The sequence below is a fragment of the Aquincola tertiaricarbonis genome (genome assembly GCF_000969605.1).
GTDB classification, from domain to species: Bacteria; Pseudomonadota; Gammaproteobacteria; order Burkholderiales; family Burkholderiaceae_C; genus Aquincola; species Aquincola tertiaricarbonis.
Genome location: NZ_JZUE01000024.1, coordinates 55710 through 71982 on the forward strand (window position 1 = coordinate 55710; position 16273 = coordinate 71982).

Genomic DNA, 16273 nt, shown 5'->3' on the forward strand with positions numbered 1-16273 from the left:
GTCAGAGCCTCGCCTTCGATTGCATGAGGGCGTCGGTGAGCACGTCGATGCCCAGCGCCACCTTGAAACGGTTGTGGTAAAGCGGGCGGGCCTCGGCGAAGGCCGATTCGGCCGCCTGCCGTGCCGACTCGCGTGTGAGCGGCTGGCCCAGCAACTGCCGCTCGGCGGCCCGGGCCCGCCAGGGCCGGGTTGCCACCCCGCCCAGGCCGATGCGCACGTCGACCACACGCCCGCCGTCCATCTGCAGGCCGACCGCGGCCGACGCCAGCGCGAAGGCATACGACTCACGGTCGCGCACCTTGTGATAGACAGAGGCGCGGGTGGCCGGCGCCCGCGGCACGCGGATGGCGACGATGAGCTCGTCGTCTGCCAGCGTCGTCTCCAGGTGCGGCGTGCTGCCGGGTTCGCGGTGCAGGTCGATGACGGCCAGCGTGCGCGGGCCGCGCGGGCTGCGCAGCTCGAGCACGGCATCGAAGGCCACCAGCGCCACCGCCAGGTCGCCGGGATAGGTCGCCACGCAATGCTCGCTGCCGCCCAGCACCGCATGGCCGCGGTTCACGCCCTCCAGCGCCGAGCATCCGCTGCCCGGCTCGCGCTTGTTGCACGCGTAGGCCGGCGTGCCGCGGAAATAGGCGCAGCGCGTGCGCTGCAGCAGGTTGCCACCCAGCGTGGCCATGTTGCGGATCTGTGGCGACGCCGCCTTCCACAGCGACTCGGCCAGCGCCGGAAACTCGCGTTGCAGGGCCGCATCCGCCGCCACGTCGGCCATCGTCATTGCCGCGCCCAGGCGCCACTCGCTGCGCCCGGCCTCCAGCGTTTGCAGCGCGTCGCAGCGGGTGACGTCGATCACCGACACCGGGCCTTCCACGCCCAGCTTCATCAGGTCGAACAACGTGGTGCCACCGCCGTAGTAGCGGGCCGCGGGCGTGGCCGCCTTGCGCGACAGCACCGCCGGCACATCGGCCGGCGCGGCATAGCCGAACTCACGCATGGCCGGCTTCCTTCATCCGCTGCGCCCCGTCGCGCACCGCCTCCAGGATGGCGACGTAGGCACCGCATCGGCACAGGTTGCCGCTCATGTACTCGCGGATCTCGGCGTCGGTACCGGCATGGCCCTCGCGCACGCAGGCCACCGCGGCCATGATCTGCCCGGGCGTGCAGTAGCCGCACTGCAGCGCGTCGTGGTCGATGAAGGCCTGCTGCATCACATGGAGCGCACCATCGCGCGGCGGCAGTCCTTCGATGGTGCGCACCTGGCGGCCATGGCACTTCACCGCCAGCGTCAGGCACGAGGCCACGCGGCGGTCGTCCACATGCACGGTGCAGGCGCCGCACTGCCCGTGGTCGCAGCCCTTCTTCGTGCCGGTCAGCTGCAGCCGATCCCGCAGCACGTCGAGCAGCGAGGCACGGGCCTCGACCTGCAGCTGCCGCGGCATGCCGTTGACCGTCACCTCGATGGGCAGGCGGCTGGAACCCTCGGCCACCTGCGCGCCTGCCGCGCAGCCGGTCGCCAGCACCGGGCCGGTGGCGCTGGCCGTGGCCACCATGAAGGTTCGCCGATCCAGGGCCGGCAGGCGGTGGATGTCACTCATCGATGAAAGCTCCGAAGGCATGACGTTGCAGGGAGCGGTCAGCGTAGAGTCACCGGACGGGCCTGTGAAGTACGCACCGTGCAGGTCCTTGGTTTCCTCGCGGTAACCATGCCGGCCCCTGCCAGCGGTCCGTCCCTGCCCTGCCTGACGAGAACACGATGACGACATCACCGACCACCAGCCACTTCGTGCATCCGCACCATGGCGCGCCGCTGGACCCGGCCGTCGAGCGGGTGGTCAGGGAGATCATCGGCCGCGTGGCCGACAAGTGGACCTTGATCACGCTGGAGGTGTTGACCGAGCATGGCCGCCAACGCTTCACCGAGATCCAGCGCCGTGTCGGGCCGGTGAGCCAGAAGGTGCTGACCCAGGTGCTGCGCGGCATGGAGGAGGACGGGCTGCTGGTGCGCACCGTGTATGCCGAGGTGCCGCCGCGCGTGGAGTACGAGCTGACCCAGCTCGGCGGCGAACTGAGCGCCGCCTTCTGCGGCGTATGGCTCTGGGCCGAGCGGCATCGCGAGGAGATCGCCGCGGCGCAGGACCGCTTCGCGCGTCGCGAGCGTCCGAAGCCTGGCGAGCAGGCCTCCTGAGCCCGGCGCCGACCGGCATGGCGCTTCGACGGTCCATCCGCCGAAGCGCCAGCCCCGTCACTTGCCGGGCTTGAGCACCACCTTGGTCCAGCCGTCCTTGCGCTTGTCGAAGTTCTCGTAGCCTTCGGGCGCCTGTTCCAGCGACAGCTCGTGCGAGACGATGAAGGAAGGCTTGACCTTGTCCTTCTCGATCAGGCGGCTGAGGAAGCGGTTGTAGGCCTTCACGTTGCACTGTCCGGTGCCGATGCTCTGGCCCTTGAACCAGAACATGCCGAAGTCGAACGGCATCTTGCCGACGCGACCGAGCCTGTCGTTGGAGCCGGGGTCCTGCGGCACGAACACCCCGACGCAGCCGATGCGGCCGGTGAACTTCACCGAGGCCACCAGGTTGTTCATCGTCAGGCCCGGCACCTCTTCGCGGTGCAGGTTGCAGCACTGGTAGCCCACGCATTCGCAGCCGCGGTCGGCGCCCTTGCCGCCGGTCAGCTCCATCACCTGCTCCACACCATCGCCCTCGGTGTCGTCGATCGGTATGGCGCCCACCTTCTCGGCCAGGGCGAGGCGATCCGGCTGGGTGTCGACGATCATCACCTGGCTCGCCCCCTTGGTGACGGCGGACAGGGCCGCCATCAGCCCGACCGGGCCGGCACCGTAGATCACGACGCTTTCACCGGGCTGCACGCCCGCCAGCTCGGTGGCGTGGTAGCCCGTGGGGAAGATGTCCGCGAGCATGACGTAGTCGTTCTCCTTCTCCTGCGCATCGCGCGGCAGCACCAGGCAGTTGTAGTCGCCATAGGGCACGCGCAGCATCTCGGCCTGGCCGCCCGCATACGGACCCATGTCGGCAAAGCCATAGGCGGCGCCGGCCATCCCGGGATTCGTCGTCAGGCAATACGCGCTCAGGCCACGTTCGCAGTTCTCGCAGAAGCCGCAGCCGACGTTGAACGGCAGGGCCACGCGGTCGCCAACCTTGACCCGGTCGACCGCCGGTCCCACCTCGATCACCACGCCCAGGTTCTCGTGGCCGAGGATGCGGCCCGGCGGCATGTCGGTGCGTCCTTCATACATGTGGAGGTCCGAGCCGCAGATGTTGGTGGTGGTGATCTTCACCAGCACATCGGTCGCGCGTTCGATCCTGGCGTCCGGCACTTCGTTGACCGACACGTCGCAGGGTCCGTTGTAGACGAGGGCCTTCATACGTTCTCCTCGATCTGGGTGGGGGTCTTCTCTGCCGGCAGCTCAGGCATGCCGCCCGCTTCCGCCTTCAGTTCCTGCTTGCGCTCATGCAGGGTCACGGCCAGTCCGCGCAGGTCGAGCGCCGAATAGCGCGCCTGGAGGAACACACGCTCGCGCTCCTCCATCACATGCGCCATGACCGCGTCCGCGAGCTGCGTCACGCAGTCGTCATAGCCGTCGTCGTCCGGGCTGAGCCCCTGGATGCGGGCCATCAGGTCCTTGGCCTCCTGGTGCTCTTCCTCGGCGTGGTCGAGCAGCGAATCGTCGCCGGTGGCCTCGCGCACCGCGGGATAGAAGATCTCCTCCTCGATCTGCGCATGCACGCTCAGTGCAGCGCAGATGCGCTCGGCGAGCTTCTGTCGGTCCTCGGCGGGGGCACCGAACTCATGGAAGGTCTGGTACTGGATGAAGAGCTTCTGGACCAGCTTGTGATCGCTGTCCAGAAGGTCCACCGCGTCTTCATAGGCAATGGTGCTTGGCATGGCTCGCTCCTGGTTGAGCCGCCGCCTGGGCCTGATGCTCGGTGCAGCGGGGATCCGGATGGGCAAGCCCTGTTCCGCCAGGCTGCCGTCCACGCATCGCGAGCCCCGCCGGCCACGCGCCCGCCAGACCCCGCCCCCGGTGCGTTCAAGGCCAGCGAGCAAACCACCGTCTTCACATGACGATGCTTTGGTATGAAAGGCCCGGTGACTGCGAAAGAGTCTGACGCGCATGGACCTTCACAGGCCGATGTCGCGGGCCGGTGGCGTGCAAGCCCTGGCATGCCGGCGCCGATCGGCACCCATTGCCGCACGGGGCGGCCGCAGCCGGGGTCAGGCCGCGCTGCGCGCCTCAGGTCCGGGGCAGCAGGTGATCGCGCAGTGCCCGCGCAGGCGCCGGCAGCCAGTCATCGGTGCGCGAGACCACGACCAGCCGGCGATGCGCCCAGTCCTCGCTCAGCGGCCGGCATACCAAGGCGCCCGCGGCATCCCCGGTCACGCCGATGGGCACGATGGCCAGGCCCAGGCCCGCATGAACGATGTGCTCGGCCGCTTCGAAGCTGGCCACTTCCAGGCGCGGCATCCAGGTGGCACCGGCCAGCGCCGCATGGCGGCGCAGCAGGCCGTCCAGCAGGCCGCCGGGCGCCACGCTCACGGCCGGATGGGCCAGCGTCTCGAGCAGGGAGACCGAGGCCTGCGCCGCCAGCGGATGGTCGTGCGGCATCAGCACGCCCAGCCGGTCGTGGCGGTAGTGCTGCGCCACCAGCTGCCCCGTGTTCACCTCGTCCCACACCACGCCGAGGTCGGCCGTGCCCTCGCGCACCTCGCGCACCACCTCCGTGCCCACCCGTTCGGTCAGCGACACGCGCAGCCGCGGATGCGCTTCCAGGAAGCAGGCCACGTCGCCCGGCAGGCCGGAGGCCAGCGCCGACACGCTGGCCACGATGCGCACGTTGCCCACCACGCCGCCCTGGAACTCGCTCAGCTCGGCATGCGCCCGCGCCATCAGGCTGAGCATCTCGCGGGCGCGGCGCAGCAGCGTCTCGCCGGCCGGCGTCGGCTCGATGCCGCGGCGCCCGCGCACCAGCAGCGGCGTGCCCACGTCGGCCTCCAGCATCGCCATGCGCTTGCTCACGGCCGAGGCCACCAGCGCTTCGCGGGCCGCCGCGCGGGCGATGTTCCGTTCCTCGCACACGGCGATGAACAGTCGCAGCGACACGGGATCGAAGATGCGGCCCATGGGGCATTCTGGCATCGCCAACGGGAACGAAAGACGTTCCCAAAAGTCGCTGGACTCTCGCGCCGCGATGCCTAGAGTGCAGCCATGCCTTCCGATACGCCCCTGACCCCCGTCGCCGTGCGCGACACCAGCCTGCGCGACGGGCTGCAGTCCATCGCGCGCACCGTGCCCACCGACACCAAGCTGCAGTGGCTGCAGGGCCTGTACCAGGCCGGCCTGCGGCAGCTGGAAGTGGGCTCCTTCGTTCCGCCGCGGCTGATGCCGCAGCTGGCCGACACCGCCACCATCGTGCAGGCTGCCTGCCAGCTGCCGGGGCTGCAGGTCACGGCGCTGGTGCCCAACCTGCGCGGCGCCGAGGCGGCCTTGGCCGCCGGTGCCCATGTGATGCTGCTGCCGCTGTCGGCCAGCCACGCGCACAGCCTGGCCAACCTGCGCAAGACACCGGATGACGTGGTGGCCGAGCTGGGCCGCATCCGCGCCGCGCGCGACAGCGCCGGCAGCCCCTGCCGCATCGAGCTGGGCATCAGCACCGCCTTCGGCTGCACCCTGCAGGGCGTGGTCGAGCCGCGGGAAGTGCTGCGGCTGGTGGCCGCGGGCCTGGATGCCGGTGCCGACGAGGTGAGCCTGGCCGACACCGTGGGCTATGCCGGCCCGCAGCAGGTGCGCAGCCTGTTCGACGCCGCCCTGCGCCTGGCCGGCGAGCGCCTCACCACCGCGCACTTCCATGACACCCGGGGCCTGGGCGCAGCCAACGTGGTGGCGGCATGGCAGGCCGGCATCCGCCGCTTCGACGCCTGCGCGGGGGGCATCGGCGGCTGCCCGCATGCCCCCGGGGCCAGCGGCAACGTGGCCACCGAGGACCTGGCCTGGCTGTTCGCCAGCATGGGCGTGCCCACCGGCCTGCAGTTCGATGCGCTGATGTCGCTGCGCGGCCGCCTGGCCGGGTGGCTGGCCGGCGAGCCGCTGCATGGCGCCATCTGGCGCGCCGGCCTGCCCAGGACCCTGCTGGCCCAACCCACTGAAGCCTGACATGACCGACATCCTGCAAGAACAAGCGAACACCACCGCCCTGCCGCTGCAGGGGCTGCGAGTGGTGGAGTTCACCCACATGGTGATGGGCCCGACCTGCGGCATGGTGCTGGCCGACCTGGGCGCCGAGGTCATCAAGGTGGAGCCGGTGGCCGGCGAAGGCACGCGCACGCTGCAGGGCGCCGGCAGCGGCTTCTTCCCCATGTTCAACCGCAACAAGAAGAGCATCGGGCTGGACCTGCACACCCCCGCCGGGGCCGAGGCGGCACGTCGCCTGGCCGCCAGCGCCGACGTGGTGATCGAGAACTTCAAGCCGGGCACGATGGCCAAGTACGGACTCGATTTCCCGAGCCTGTGCGCCGCCAACCCGCGGCTCATCTATGCCAGCCACAAGGGCTTCCTGCCCGGCCCCTACGAGCGGCGCACCGCGCTGGACGAGGTGGTGCAGATGATGGGCGGCCTGGCCTACATGACCGGGCGGCCGGGCGACCCGGTGCGGGCCGGCACCAGCGTCAACGACATCATGGGCGGCCTGTTCGGCGCCATCGCGGTGATGGGCGCGCTCATCCAGCGCGGCATCACCGGCCGCGGCACGGAGGTGCAGAGCGCACTGTTCGAGAACAACGTGTTCCTGATGGGCCAGCACATACTGCAGTACGCGGTGACCGGCCGGCCGCCGCAACCCATGCCGGCCCGCGACAACCCGTGGGCGGTGTACGACGTGTTCACCGTGGCCGGCGGCGAGCAGATCTTCCTGGCGGCGGTGAGCGACGCCCAGTGGCGCCTGTTCTGCCGCGCGCTGGGCCTGGACGACCTGCTGCAGGACGCTGCGCTGGCCACCAACCACCAGCGGGTGAACCTGCGGCCGCAGCTGCTGCGCACCCTGGCCGAGCGCCTGGCCCACCGCAGCGCGGCGGAGCTGGCTGCGCTGATGGAAGCCGCCGGCCTGCCGTTTGCGCCCATCCGCCGGCCCGAGGAACTGCTGGACGATCCGCACCTGCTGGCCAGCGGCGGCCTGGCCGACGTGGTGCTGCCCGACGGCGCCCGCGCCGGGCAAACGGCCAAGACCACGCTGCTGCCCTTCACGCTGGACGGCCGGCGTGCCGGCGTGCGGCTGCAGCCCCCCCGGCTGGGCGAGCACACCGACGGCCTGCTCGCCAGCGTGGGCTACGACCCGGCGCAGGTCGAGGCCCTGCGCGTTGCGGGCTGCGCGCGCTGAGCGCAGCGGCCCCGGACCCTTCCACAAAACGGAGACAACGATGACCCACGACCTGACCCTCCATGCGACACGGCGCCAATGCCTGCGCAGCGCAGTCGCCCTTGCGGCAGCGGCCACCCTGCCCCTGGCGCGCACGGCCCGGGCCGCCGACACGCCTGCCGCCGTGCGGCTGGTGCTGCCCCATGCGGCGGGATCGGGCGTGGATGCCATCGCCCGCGCCATGCAGAACGCCCTGGGCAAGGCGCTGGGCGCCTCCATCGTGGTGGACAACCAGCCCGGGGCCGGCGGCATCGTCGGCCTGCAGCAGCTGGCCCGCGCGACACCCGACGGCCACACGCTGAGCCTGGTGTCGAACAACGTGGTCATCTTTCCCAGCGTCTACAAGTCGCTGCCGTTCCAGATGCCCGGTGACTTCACGCCGGTGGCCGTGTGCGGCACCACGCCGATGGTGCTGGTGGTGCATCCGCGCTGGCAGGTGACGGATGCGCAGGGCTTCCTCGCGCTGCTCAAGGCCCGGCCGACCGACCTGACCTATGGCTCGGGCGGCAACGGCACCATCCTGCACCTGGCGGCCGAGCTGCTGCTGGACGAGACGGGCACCAAGGCGCGCCACATTCCGTACAAGGGCGTGGGACCCATGGTCTCAGACCTGGTGGGCGGGCAGATCGACTTCGCGGTGGTGGCCCTGCCCACCGCCCAGCCGCATCTGCGCAGCGGCGCCTTGCGCGCCATCGGCCTGACCACCGCCGAGCGCGTGCCGGCCGCCAAGGAGATCCCTACCTTTACCGAGCAGGGCCTGCCGGCCTATGTGGTGGATGCCTGGTTCGCGATGCTGGGGCCCAAGGGCCTGCCCGCGCCGGTGGTGCAGCGCCTGCATGGCGCGCTGGCCGCCACCTTTGCCAGCCCCGAGGTCAAGGAGATGATGGACCGGCAGGGCAACGTCATCCGCCTGGGCACGCCGGAGCAGGCCGGCCCGTTCCTGCGCAGCGAACTGGACAAGTACGCCGCCATCGTGCGCAAGGCCAACGTGCGGCTGGACTGAGGCCGCCGCCCGCCGGCGCCGCCAGAGGCCCGGCACGAGGCAGCCTGCCAGGCCCAGCGCCAGCATCCCGGCCGTGGCCGGCTCCGGCACCACGCTGACGGCCAGGTTCACCGCGTCCACGCCGACGTTCTGCAGGGCCACGTTGTTGGTGTCCGCGAAGCGCAGCCGCAGCGTCTGGCCCTCGTGGGCCTGCAGCACGGCCGCGACGTCGAACGACAGCAGCTGGTACGCGGCCTGGCCGGCGGTGCCGGGCGTGCTGCGGTACAGCGGCTGCAGGCTGTCGGTGGCGAAGACGTCGGCCGACGGCAGCAGCAGATCCACCCGCACCTGCTGGTTGAGCGCGGGCGTGGCGAAGGCCAGGGTCTCGGGCACGAAGGCCTCGCCCGCTTCGTTGCGAACGTACAGCTGGAACGACAGCAGCGCCGTCGACACGCCGGCCGGCACCACGAAGTCCTGGTACAGCACATGGGCGCCCGGCCCTTCGGCATCGCTCATCGCGGCGCGGGTGCCTTGCGGCGGCGCGGCCACCGGGCTGGCGGTCAGCGGGCTGCCGCTGCCGGACTGGCTGCGGAAGCCGCCGTCGCTGCCCGGCCGGTCGGCGACGGTCCAGCCGTCCAGGCCCGACTCGAAACCGCCATTGACCAGCACGGCCTGCGCCGGCGCCCCCGTGGCGGCCAGCGCACCGCACAACGCGGCCGACCCCAGCAGGCGATGGAAAGCGGCGGGTGCTTGCATGGCGACACTCCTTCAGCGCAGGGCGATGCGGTAGACCGTGCCTCGGCTCAACGAGACGACGTACAGCGCGCCGTCAGGACCTTCGCGGATATCCGGCGTGGCGCCGAAGCCCTGGCCGATGACCAGGCTCTCGGCCTCGGTGGCGTCGTACTTGGCCAGGTTGTCCACCACGCCGTCGGCCAGCCGCGGATCGGCGCTGGTGTCCACCGACCGCCGGTCGGCCGTCAGGCGCAGGCAATACAGGCGGCTGTTGCTGTCGGTGGCGGTGCCCAGCCACAGCGTGCCGGTGTACGGGGTGCCCAGGCCGTTGCCGTGGACGAAGGCCGCGCCGGCCGGCGCCACCTCGTAGCGCCAGCTGAGCTGCGGGTCGCGGTAGGTGGCGCCCGGCAACATCACCATGCGGGAGCGGGCCAGCGCGGCGGTGTAGGCGATGCGGGTGGGCGGGTAGCGGGTCTGCTGCAGCGAGGAGCCGAACGACAGCGTCTCGATGCGCTTGAACTCCGCCAGGCGCGACAAGGGCCCGGCCACCTGGATCCAGCCGCCATTCATGCCGGGCGTCACCGCATTGAGTTCGCTGAAGGCATCGTCCGCGTTCTCGGTCAGCCACAGCAGGCCGCTGGCGCGGTCGAAGTCCATGCCGAAGCCGTTGCGATGGCCGTATGAATACACCCGCGTGAGCTGTGCGCCCACGTCGCCACCCAGGCTGCTGCCCAGCGCGAAGAACGGGTTGTCGGCCGGCACGCTGCCATCGGCATTCAACCGCAGCACCACGCCGGACAGGTGCGCCGCGTCCGGCGCCGGCCCGCCCAGGGTGTCGTCCACCAGCGGCTCGGCCACGAACGGGCCGCTGCCCAGGTTCTGCATCCAGCCGCGCCGGCCGAGGTCGCCGACGAAGACATACAGCTTGCCATCGGGCCCGAAGCGCAACTGGCCGCCGTTGTGGTTGCCCCGCTCGGCCGCGTTCTGCGTGCCTTCATGCCCGGGCACCGGCACGTTGTCGGTCTGCCGCGCGCGCAGGCTCAGCAGCTTCTGGTTGAACACCAGCTGGCTGCCGTTCCAGGTCCAGCGGTCCAGCCGCGTGCCCAGCGCCGGCGTGGCCGACACGTCCACGCTGTCGGCACCGGTGGCGCTTTCGGTCCACAGCAGGTACACCGAGGGCACAGCGGGGAACTGCGGATGCAGCGCGATGCCCAGCAGCCCGCGCTCCGAACTGGAATTGACCGGCAGGTCCAGCACCGCCGCGGCCTGCACCACGCCGTTGACCACGCGCCGCACCCGGCCCGACGCCTTCTCGATCACCAGGGCATCGCCTGGCCCGATGAACACCAGGCCCACCGGCTGCAGCAGGCCGGTGGCATACGGCGTGACGACCAGCGCCGGGTCCGCCACCGTCTGCGCCAGGCAGGGCGCGAAGGTGCCCAGCAGGGCGGTGGCGATCGCGACCACGCGGGACAGGCTCTTCATGGCACCGCTCCTCGAAGCGCATCGAGCCTAGTCCATGGGCCTGGGCGGTTGAACCCCTAGGTCGTGCCGCGGGGCAAGGCCATCGATGCGGCCGCAGCACGTCCCGCGTTGTACGGCTTGAACACCTCGACCACCCAGTCCACGAAGACCCGCAGCTTGGCGCTGACGTGGCGGTTGGCCGGATAGGCCACGTGGAACGGCATCGGCGGCGGCGCCCAGTCGGCCAGCACCTCCACCAGGGCGCCGGTGTCGATGTGCGGCTGCACGATGGGGCCGAAGGTCTGCACCAGGCCCAGGCCGGTCAGCGCGGCGTTCAGGTGCGCCGTGCTCTCGTTGACCGAGATCGGGCCCTGGGCGGCGATCTCGAACCGCTGGTCGCCGCGCACATACACCGCCGGCACGATGCGGCCGGACGCGGCCGAGAAGTAGTTGGCCATGGCATGACGGCCATCCAGCAGCTCCTGCGGGTTGGCGGGGGTGCCGTGCTGCGCCAGGTAGGCCGGCGAGGCGACCGTGGTGAACGCCATCTGCGCGATGCGGCGGGCCACCAGGGACTGGTCGGTCATCGCGCCGCCGCGGATCACACAGTCCACCGCTTCGCCCACCAGATGCACCGGCCGGTCGCTGACACCCAGCGCGATCTGCACCTGCGGATAACGCTTGTAGAAGGCCGGCAGCCGCGGCATCAGGATCAGGTTGGCGACCACCGAGCCGACGTCCACGCGCACGCAACCTCTGGGGTTGGTGCGTTCCTGCGTCAGGTCGGATTCGATCTCCTCCAGTTCGGCCAGCACGCGCGCGGTGCGCTGGTAGTAGGCCGCGCCTTCCGGCGTGACCGTCACCCGCCGGGTCGTGCGTTGCAGCAGCTTGACCTTGAGCCGCGCCTCCAGCCGCTGGACCAGCTTGGTCACGCTGGGCTTGGGCATCTGCAGCTGGTCGGCCGCGCGGGTGAAGCTGCCGGCCTCAACGACGCGGGCGAAGACCCGCATGGCGGTGATCTGGTCCATCGGCGGATTATTGGCAGATTGGAAACAGAGCGGTGCCGGCCAGCGGCTTGGCCGATGGGTATCGCGCTTCCACACTGCATCGCTCCTGAACACACCAGCAAGGCAGACCCCCATGACTTCCAGACTCACCGGCAAGATCGCCCTCGTCACCGGCGGCACCAGCGGCATCGGCCTGGCCACCGCCAAGCGCTTCGTCGCCGAAGGCGCGCATGTCTTCGTCACCGGCCGCCGCCAGGCACACCTGGACGCCGCGGTGGAAGAGATCGGCGGCAACGTGACCGGCGTGCGCAGCGACGTGTCCGACCTGGCCGACCTCGACCGGCTGTACGCCACGATCCAGCGCGACCAGGGCCGGCTCGACGTGCTCTTCGCCAATGCCGGCGGCGGCCAGGTGGCGCCGCTGGGCCAGATCACCGAGGAGCACTTCGACAGCATCTTCAACACCAATGTGCGCGGCCTGGTGTTCACGGTGCAGAAGGCGCTGCCGCTGATGCCCAGGGGCGCCACCATCGTGCTGAATGCCTCGACCACCTCGATCAAGGGCACGCCCGGCTTCAGCATCTACAGCGCCAGCAAGGCGGCGGTACGCAACCTGGCACGCAGCTGGATGCTGGACCTGAAGGAGGCGGGCATCCGCGTCAACGTGCTCAGCCCTGGCGTGGTGCCGACGCCGGCCTACGAGCTGCTGGGACTCCAGGGCGAGCAGCTGGCCGGCTTCATCGAGATGCAGGCCCGCACGATCCCGCTCGGCCGCGTCGGCACCACCGACGAGATCGCCAAGGCGGCGGTGTTCCTCGCCTGCGACGACAGCAGCTTCGTCAACGGCGTCGAGCTGTTCGCCGACGGCGGCATGACGCAGGTGTGATCCGCCCCGGGCGGACGCCGCATTGCTGCCACGCCCTCACAGCGCATGCACCGACCACCGCATGCGCAGGCTCAGGCTGTCGCCAGGCTGCAGCAGCCGCAGGCCGGGTCGGCCGGGCAGGTGAAAGGCATCGATGGGATGGGTGATCGGCTCGAAGCAGAAGGCATCGCCCCGGGGCGGCCGGTACACCAGGCAGCAGCGGGCGTCGGCCGCTGCGCCCGGGTCGAAGCCGGGCATGTGCAACGCCAGCGCGATGCCGCGCTCGGGCCATTCGATGCGGGCGGTGCCGGCCCAGCCGCCGAAGGCGTTGTCGATGAAGCTGCCGTGGGCTTCGATGCCCGCGCTCAGGTTCCAGTCATCGGGCAGCTGCGTGCTGTAGCCGGTGGGAATCGGGTCGTCACCGCTCAGCCACACACCCTGCACCGGCGCCTGCAGCCGGGTGCGGGGCGTGCGCTCGAACCACGGGTGCACGCCCAGGCCATAGGGCAGCGGCTCGGTGCCCAGGTGGCGCACCGTGAGCACCTGGTCCAGGCCTTCGGCGTCCAGCGCGAAGCGCTGCGTGGCCTCGTAGTGATGCGGGTTGCCGCCGTGCTCGAAGGAGGTGAGCACCAGGGTGGCATGGGCCGGGCCATGCTCGGCCACCTGCCAGGGCTGCAGCCAGCCATCGCCGTGGATCGGATACGGCTCGCCCTGGCGATTGGGCTGCATGGCATGGAAGCGGCCCGGCGCACTTTCGAAGCTGCCGCCGCTGATCCGATTGGACCAGGGCACCATCGCAAAACTCGCGCAGCGGTAGAGGTCGGTGCCGCCATCCCAGGGGCGCCACAGGTTCACCATGCCCTGCGGCGTGCCGCATTGCCAGGCGGCCACCGCGCCGCCCAGCGTGGGCAGAAGGCCCAGGCGCTGCTCGCCGGCGCGCAGCCACAGCACCTCATGGGCCTCCGACTGGAAACGGGTGTCTTCAGGCGTGGTCATGCGGGCCTCCGAAGCGGTGCGGCAGCAGGCCGGAGGCCAGGCCGGCCAGGTCCACCGCGAACAGCGCACCGGCCAGCGGCTGCGCCTGCAGCTGCGCCTCGTCCAGCCCGGTGCGGGCGCTGCTGATGAACAGCGTCTGCAGCCCCGGGCCACCAAAGCTGCAGTTGGTGATGTGCTGCGCCGGCAGGCGGATGCGGCCCAGCTCGGCGCCGCTGTCGGCATCGTGGCAGCTGACGCAGCCGCCGCCCCAGTGGGCGATCCACAGCCGGCCCTGTGCATCGGTGGTCATGCCGTCGGGCAGACCGTCGCCCGCCGGCAGGCTCAGCCAGGGGCGCTTGCGGGACGGCTGGCCGCTGGCCATGTCGACATCGAACACATGGATGCGGTTGAGCGGCGTATCGGCCACGTACATGCGCCGCTGGTCCTGTGACCAGGTCGGGCCGTTGACCACCACGTAGCCGGCATCCACGCGGCTGCAGTGCCCGTCCGCGCCATAGCGGTACAGCGCGCCGCTGGCGGCCTCGCAGTCGAAGTCCATGGTGCCGCCCCAGAAGCGGCCGGCCGCATCGCACTTGCCATCGTTGAAACGGTTGCCCGCGGGCTCGCCCGCCGGCGCATGCAGCAGCTGCGGCTGCGCACCGGGCAGTTCAGGATCGAAGCGGGCAAAGCCGTGGCGCAGCGTGAGCAGCAGCGACGGGCCCTCGGCATATTCCGCCACGGCCGAGACATGGCCGCCGATGGCCCAGCTGCGCCGGCTGCCGCTGCCGGGGCTGTACAGCATCAGTTGCCCGCCGAGGATGTCCACCCACCACACGGCCTGCCGCTGCTCGGACCAGGTGGTGCCCTCCCCCAGCGCTGCGGCGGCCGGCCACACACAGCGCACCGCGTCACCGGCAATGTCGAACGGCATGGATGTCTCCTGCTTGTTGTGCTGCTTGACGCGGCCGATGCTAGCAAGGCATATTGATTATCAGAAGCCGTATTTTCGCGATGCTTCGATACTCAAGTTGCAATACCACCGGAGACCTGCATGCCACCAGCCGACGCCACCCGCTACCCCAGCCTGCAAGGCCGCAACGTGTTCGTCACCGGCGGCGGCAGCGGCATTGGCGCGGCCATCGTGCAGGGCTTTGCCGCCCAGGGCGCCCGGGTGGCCTTCGTCGACATCGACGAGGCGGCCAGCCGGCAGCTGGCCGGCCGCATCGCCGAGGCGGGCCATGCGGCGCCGTGGTGGCAGCGCTGCGACGTGCGCGACATCCCGGCGCTGCAGCAGGCCATCGCCGAGGCGGCGCAGGCGCTCGGCGACTTCTCGGTGCTGGTGAACAACGTGGCCAGCGACGACCGCCACACGCTGGAATCGGTGACGCCGGCCTACTACGACGAGCGCATCGCCATCAACCAGCGGCCGGCGCTGTTCGCCATCCAGTCCGTGGTGCCGGGCATGCGGCGGCACGGCGGCGGTGCCATCGTCAACCTGGGCTCCACCGGCTGGCAGGCCAAGGGCAGCGGCTACCCCTGCTATGCCATCGCCAAGTCGTCGGTGAACGGCCTGACGCGCGGGCTGGCCAAGACGCTGGGCGCCGACCGCATCCGCATCAACACCGTGTCGCCCGGCTGGGTGATGACCGAGCGGCAGATCGCGCTGTGGCTGGACGAGGCCGGCGAGCAGGAACTGCAGCGCAACCAGTGCCTGCCCGGCAAGCTGCAGCCGCAGGACATCGCGGCGATGGTGCTGTTCCTGGCCTCCGACGACGCGGCGATGTGCACCGCGCAGGAGTTCACCGTGGACGCCGGCTGGGTGTAGCTAGACCGACTCCAGCCGCCGGCCGTAGAGCGTCAGGCTGGCGGTCTTCAGCGCCTGCAGCATCACCTTGACGGCGGGCGAGGCCTCGCGGTCGGTGCGGGTGATGATGCCGAAGTCGTCCATGTGGCAGGGCAGCTCCAGCGGCAGCACCGAGACGATGCCGTGCGACTCGTAGTACCGCGCCACGTCGGCCGCCAGCACCGAGATCATGTCGCTGCGCTGGAGCATGCCGGTGATGAACAGCAGCGCCGCCGTCTCCACCACGTTGGCCGGCGGCGCCAGCCCGGCCTCCTGGAAGGTGAGGTCGAAGCGGTGGCGCAGCATGCTGCCGGCCGGCGGCACGATCCAGCCGGCGTCCACCACGTCGCGCAGGGTCAGCCCGGGCTGCCGGACCAGCGGATGGCCCGGCCGGCCGATGGCCACCACCGCCTCGCCGGTGAGCGATTCGTATCGCAGGTTGGCGTTGTCGTGGCCGGCGAACAGGCGGGCCACCACCACGTCCAGCCGGCCCTGGTCCAGCCGCTCCAGCAGCACCGGGCTGGTCTCGATGTCGATGGCCACCCGCAGGCTGGGCTGGTCGCGCTTGACCAGCGCCACCGCCGGCGGCAGCAGCACCAGCCCCGGCGAGGTGACGGCGCCCACGCTCACCTGGCCGAAGCGGCCGGCCTTCAAGGCCGACAGCTCGTCATGCGCGCGGTGCAGGCTGGCCAGCGCTTCGCGGGCGTGGCGGATCATCGTCTCGCCATACCAGGTGGGCCGCATGCCGCGCGGCAGCCGGTCGAACAGCAACACCTCCAGCACGTCCTCCAGGTCCTTCAGCAGCTTGGAGGCGGCGGGCTGCGTCATGTTCAGCACCTGCGCGGCGCGGTGGATGTTGCCCTCCTCGGCCAGCGTGACCAGCAGCAGCAGCTGCCGCGTCTTCAGGCGCAGGCGGATGAACCAGGGTGCGGTGCTCATCGGCGGCTCATCGGGGTTTGTGCGAATGCTTCCATGGAT

17 protein-coding genes are annotated in these 16273 nt (G+C 70.9%); 7 read left to right on the forward strand and 10 right to left on the reverse strand.

The annotated features are described in order from the left end of the window. Position 1: 1 nt before the first annotated feature. Together VO99_RS22325 and VO99_RS22330 are read right to left on the reverse strand one after the other, a co-directional pair. Positions 2-991, reverse strand: a complete 990-nt coding sequence (locus VO99_RS22325) for an FAD binding domain-containing protein (RefSeq protein WP_046115148.1) — start codon at positions 989-991, stop codon at positions 2-4. Beyond that, positions 984-1592: a (2Fe-2S)-binding protein gene (locus tag VO99_RS22330; RefSeq protein ID WP_083440835.1), complete on the reverse strand. Its 609-nt coding sequence runs from the start codon at positions 1590-1592 to the stop codon at positions 984-986. Before VO99_RS22330 ends, VO99_RS22325 begins: the two co-directional genes overlap by 8 nt. Positions 1593-1750: 158 nt before the next feature. On the opposite strand from VO99_RS22330, the gene VO99_RS22335 reads away from it, so the two are divergent. Then, on the forward strand, positions 1751-2182 hold the full coding sequence (locus VO99_RS22335; RefSeq protein ID WP_046115149.1) for a winged helix-turn-helix transcriptional regulator: 432 nt from the start codon (positions 1751-1753) through the stop codon (positions 2180-2182). A 57-nt stretch (positions 2183-2239) separates the two neighbouring features. On the opposite strand, the gene VO99_RS22340 is transcribed toward VO99_RS22335, so the two are convergent. The 3 genes from VO99_RS22340 to VO99_RS22350 all read right to left on the reverse strand — a co-directional run bounded on the left by VO99_RS22340 (position 2240) and on the right by VO99_RS22350 (position 5137). Next, the gene (locus VO99_RS22340; RefSeq protein WP_046115150.1) at positions 2240-3379 is read right to left on the reverse strand and encodes a glutathione-independent formaldehyde dehydrogenase; all 1140 of its coding nucleotides are present in this window, start codon (positions 3377-3379) and stop codon (positions 2240-2242) included. Continuing rightward, complete coding sequence (locus VO99_RS22345) at positions 3376-3900, reverse strand: hemerythrin domain-containing protein (protein ID WP_046115151.1); 525 nt, start codon at positions 3898-3900, stop codon at positions 3376-3378. Before VO99_RS22345 ends, VO99_RS22340 begins: the two co-directional genes overlap by 4 nt. 349 nt (positions 3901-4249) lie before the next feature. Beyond that, positions 4250-5137 carry a LysR family transcriptional regulator gene (locus tag VO99_RS22350; RefSeq protein ID WP_046115152.1) on the reverse strand — a complete coding sequence of 296 codons (888 nt, stop codon included), beginning with the start codon at positions 5135-5137 and terminating at the stop codon, positions 4250-4252. A gap of 84 nt (positions 5138-5221) precedes the next feature. Here VO99_RS22350 and VO99_RS22355 point away from each other — a divergent pair, with 84 nt between their 5' ends. The 4 genes from VO99_RS22355 (at position 5222) to VO99_RS30955 (ending at position 9196) form a co-directional block, all read left to right on the forward strand. After that, the gene (locus VO99_RS22355) at positions 5222-6166 is read left to right on the forward strand and encodes a hydroxymethylglutaryl-CoA lyase (protein WP_046115153.1); all 945 of its coding nucleotides are present in this window, start codon (positions 5222-5224) and stop codon (positions 6164-6166) included. A 1-nt stretch (position 6167) separates the two neighbouring features. After that, a complete protein-coding gene (locus VO99_RS22360) occupies positions 6168-7385 on the forward strand; it encodes a CaiB/BaiF CoA transferase family protein (protein ID WP_046115154.1) in 1218 nt (405 codons plus the stop codon). Positions 7386-7425: 40 nt separating this feature from the next. Further along, entirely contained in the window at positions 7426-8427 is a 1002-nt protein-coding gene (locus tag VO99_RS22365) for a Bug family tripartite tricarboxylate transporter substrate binding protein (RefSeq protein WP_046115155.1), read from the forward strand. Positions 8428-8500: 73 nt separating this feature from the next. Then, positions 8501-9196 (forward strand): hypothetical protein, encoded by a 696-nt coding sequence (locus tag VO99_RS30955; protein WP_046115156.1) that lies wholly within the window; start codon positions 8501-8503, stop codon positions 9194-9196. Here the strand turns inward: VO99_RS30955 and VO99_RS22375 are convergent. Together VO99_RS22375 and VO99_RS22380 are read right to left on the reverse strand one after the other, a co-directional pair. Beyond that, positions 9175-10626: a PQQ-dependent sugar dehydrogenase gene (locus VO99_RS22375; RefSeq protein WP_046115157.1), complete on the reverse strand. Its 1452-nt coding sequence runs from the start codon at positions 10624-10626 to the stop codon at positions 9175-9177. The genes VO99_RS30955 and VO99_RS22375 overlap by 22 nt on opposite strands. 56 nt (positions 10627-10682) lie before the next feature. Continuing rightward, positions 10683-11633, reverse strand: coding sequence for a LysR family transcriptional regulator (locus tag VO99_RS22380; protein ID WP_046115158.1), 951 nt, complete (start codon positions 11631-11633; stop codon positions 10683-10685). Positions 11634-11745: 112 nt separating this feature from the next. Here VO99_RS22380 and VO99_RS22385 point away from each other — a divergent pair, with 112 nt between their 5' ends. Continuing rightward, complete coding sequence (locus VO99_RS22385) at positions 11746-12498, forward strand: SDR family oxidoreductase (protein WP_046115159.1); 753 nt, start codon at positions 11746-11748, stop codon at positions 12496-12498. A gap of 36 nt (positions 12499-12534) precedes the next feature. Here the strand turns inward: VO99_RS22385 and VO99_RS22390 are convergent, their stop codons facing one another. After that, entirely contained in the window at positions 12535-13473 is a 939-nt protein-coding gene (locus VO99_RS22390; protein WP_046115160.1) for an aldose 1-epimerase, read from the reverse strand. Next, complete coding sequence (locus VO99_RS22395; RefSeq protein WP_046115161.1) at positions 13460-14383, reverse strand: SMP-30/gluconolactonase/LRE family protein; 924 nt, start codon at positions 14381-14383, stop codon at positions 13460-13462. The genes VO99_RS22390 and VO99_RS22395 overlap by 14 nt, the downstream gene beginning before the upstream one ends. Positions 14384-14503: 120 nt before the next feature. Between VO99_RS22395 and VO99_RS22400 the strand changes: the two genes are divergently transcribed. Continuing rightward, positions 14504-15277: an SDR family NAD(P)-dependent oxidoreductase gene (locus tag VO99_RS22400; RefSeq protein ID WP_046115162.1), complete on the forward strand. Its 774-nt coding sequence runs from the start codon at positions 14504-14506 to the stop codon at positions 15275-15277. Here the strand turns inward: VO99_RS22400 and VO99_RS22405 are convergent, their stop codons facing one another. After that, on the reverse strand, positions 15278-16234 hold the full coding sequence (locus VO99_RS22405) for a LysR family transcriptional regulator (RefSeq protein ID WP_046115163.1): 957 nt from the start codon (positions 16232-16234) through the stop codon (positions 15278-15280). Positions 16235-16273: the final 39 nt, after the last annotated feature.

Excerpts from the sequence above, each read along its gene's own strand:
- VO99_RS22380 (WP_046115158.1), bottom strand. The coding sequence starts at position 11,633 with ATGGACCAGATCACCGCCATGCGGGTCTTCGCCCGCGTCGTTGAGGCC.
- VO99_RS22365 (WP_046115155.1), top strand. The coding sequence starts at position 7,426 with ATGACCCACGACCTGACCCTCCATGCGACACGGCGCCAATGCCTGCGC.
- VO99_RS22360 (WP_046115154.1), top strand. The coding sequence starts at position 6,168 with ATGACCGACATCCTGCAAGAACAAGCGAACACCACCGCCCTGCCGCTG.
- VO99_RS22340 (WP_046115150.1), bottom strand. The coding sequence starts at position 3,379 with ATGAAGGCCCTCGTCTACAACGGACCCTGCGACGTGTCGGTCAACGAA.
- VO99_RS22400 (WP_046115162.1), top strand. The coding sequence starts at position 14,504 with ATGCCACCAGCCGACGCCACCCGCTACCCCAGCCTGCAAGGCCGCAAC.
- VO99_RS22325 (WP_046115148.1), bottom strand. The coding sequence starts at position 991 with ATGCGTGAGTTCGGCTATGCCGCGCCGGCCGATGTGCCGGCGGTGCTG.
- VO99_RS22330 (WP_083440835.1), bottom strand. The coding sequence starts at position 1,592 with ATGAGTGACATCCACCGCCTGCCGGCCCTGGATCGGCGAACCTTCATG.
- VO99_RS22405 (WP_046115163.1), bottom strand. The coding sequence starts at position 16,234 with ATGAGCACCGCACCCTGGTTCATCCGCCTGCGCCTGAAGACGCGGCAG.
- VO99_RS22385 (WP_046115159.1), top strand. The coding sequence starts at position 11,746 with ATGACTTCCAGACTCACCGGCAAGATCGCCCTCGTCACCGGCGGCACC.
- VO99_RS22355 (WP_046115153.1), top strand. The coding sequence starts at position 5,222 with ATGCCTTCCGATACGCCCCTGACCCCCGTCGCCGTGCGCGACACCAGC.
- VO99_RS22375 (WP_046115157.1), bottom strand. The coding sequence starts at position 10,626 with ATGAAGAGCCTGTCCCGCGTGGTCGCGATCGCCACCGCCCTGCTGGGC.
- VO99_RS22350 (WP_046115152.1), bottom strand. The coding sequence starts at position 5,137 with ATGGGCCGCATCTTCGATCCCGTGTCGCTGCGACTGTTCATCGCCGTG.
- VO99_RS22390 (WP_046115160.1), bottom strand. The coding sequence starts at position 13,473 with ATGACCACGCCTGAAGACACCCGTTTCCAGTCGGAGGCCCATGAGGTG.
- VO99_RS22335 (WP_046115149.1), top strand. The coding sequence starts at position 1,751 with ATGACGACATCACCGACCACCAGCCACTTCGTGCATCCGCACCATGGC.
- VO99_RS22395 (WP_046115161.1), bottom strand. The coding sequence starts at position 14,383 with ATGCCGTTCGACATTGCCGGTGACGCGGTGCGCTGTGTGTGGCCGGCC.
- VO99_RS22345 (WP_046115151.1), bottom strand. The coding sequence starts at position 3,900 with ATGCCAAGCACCATTGCCTATGAAGACGCGGTGGACCTTCTGGACAGC.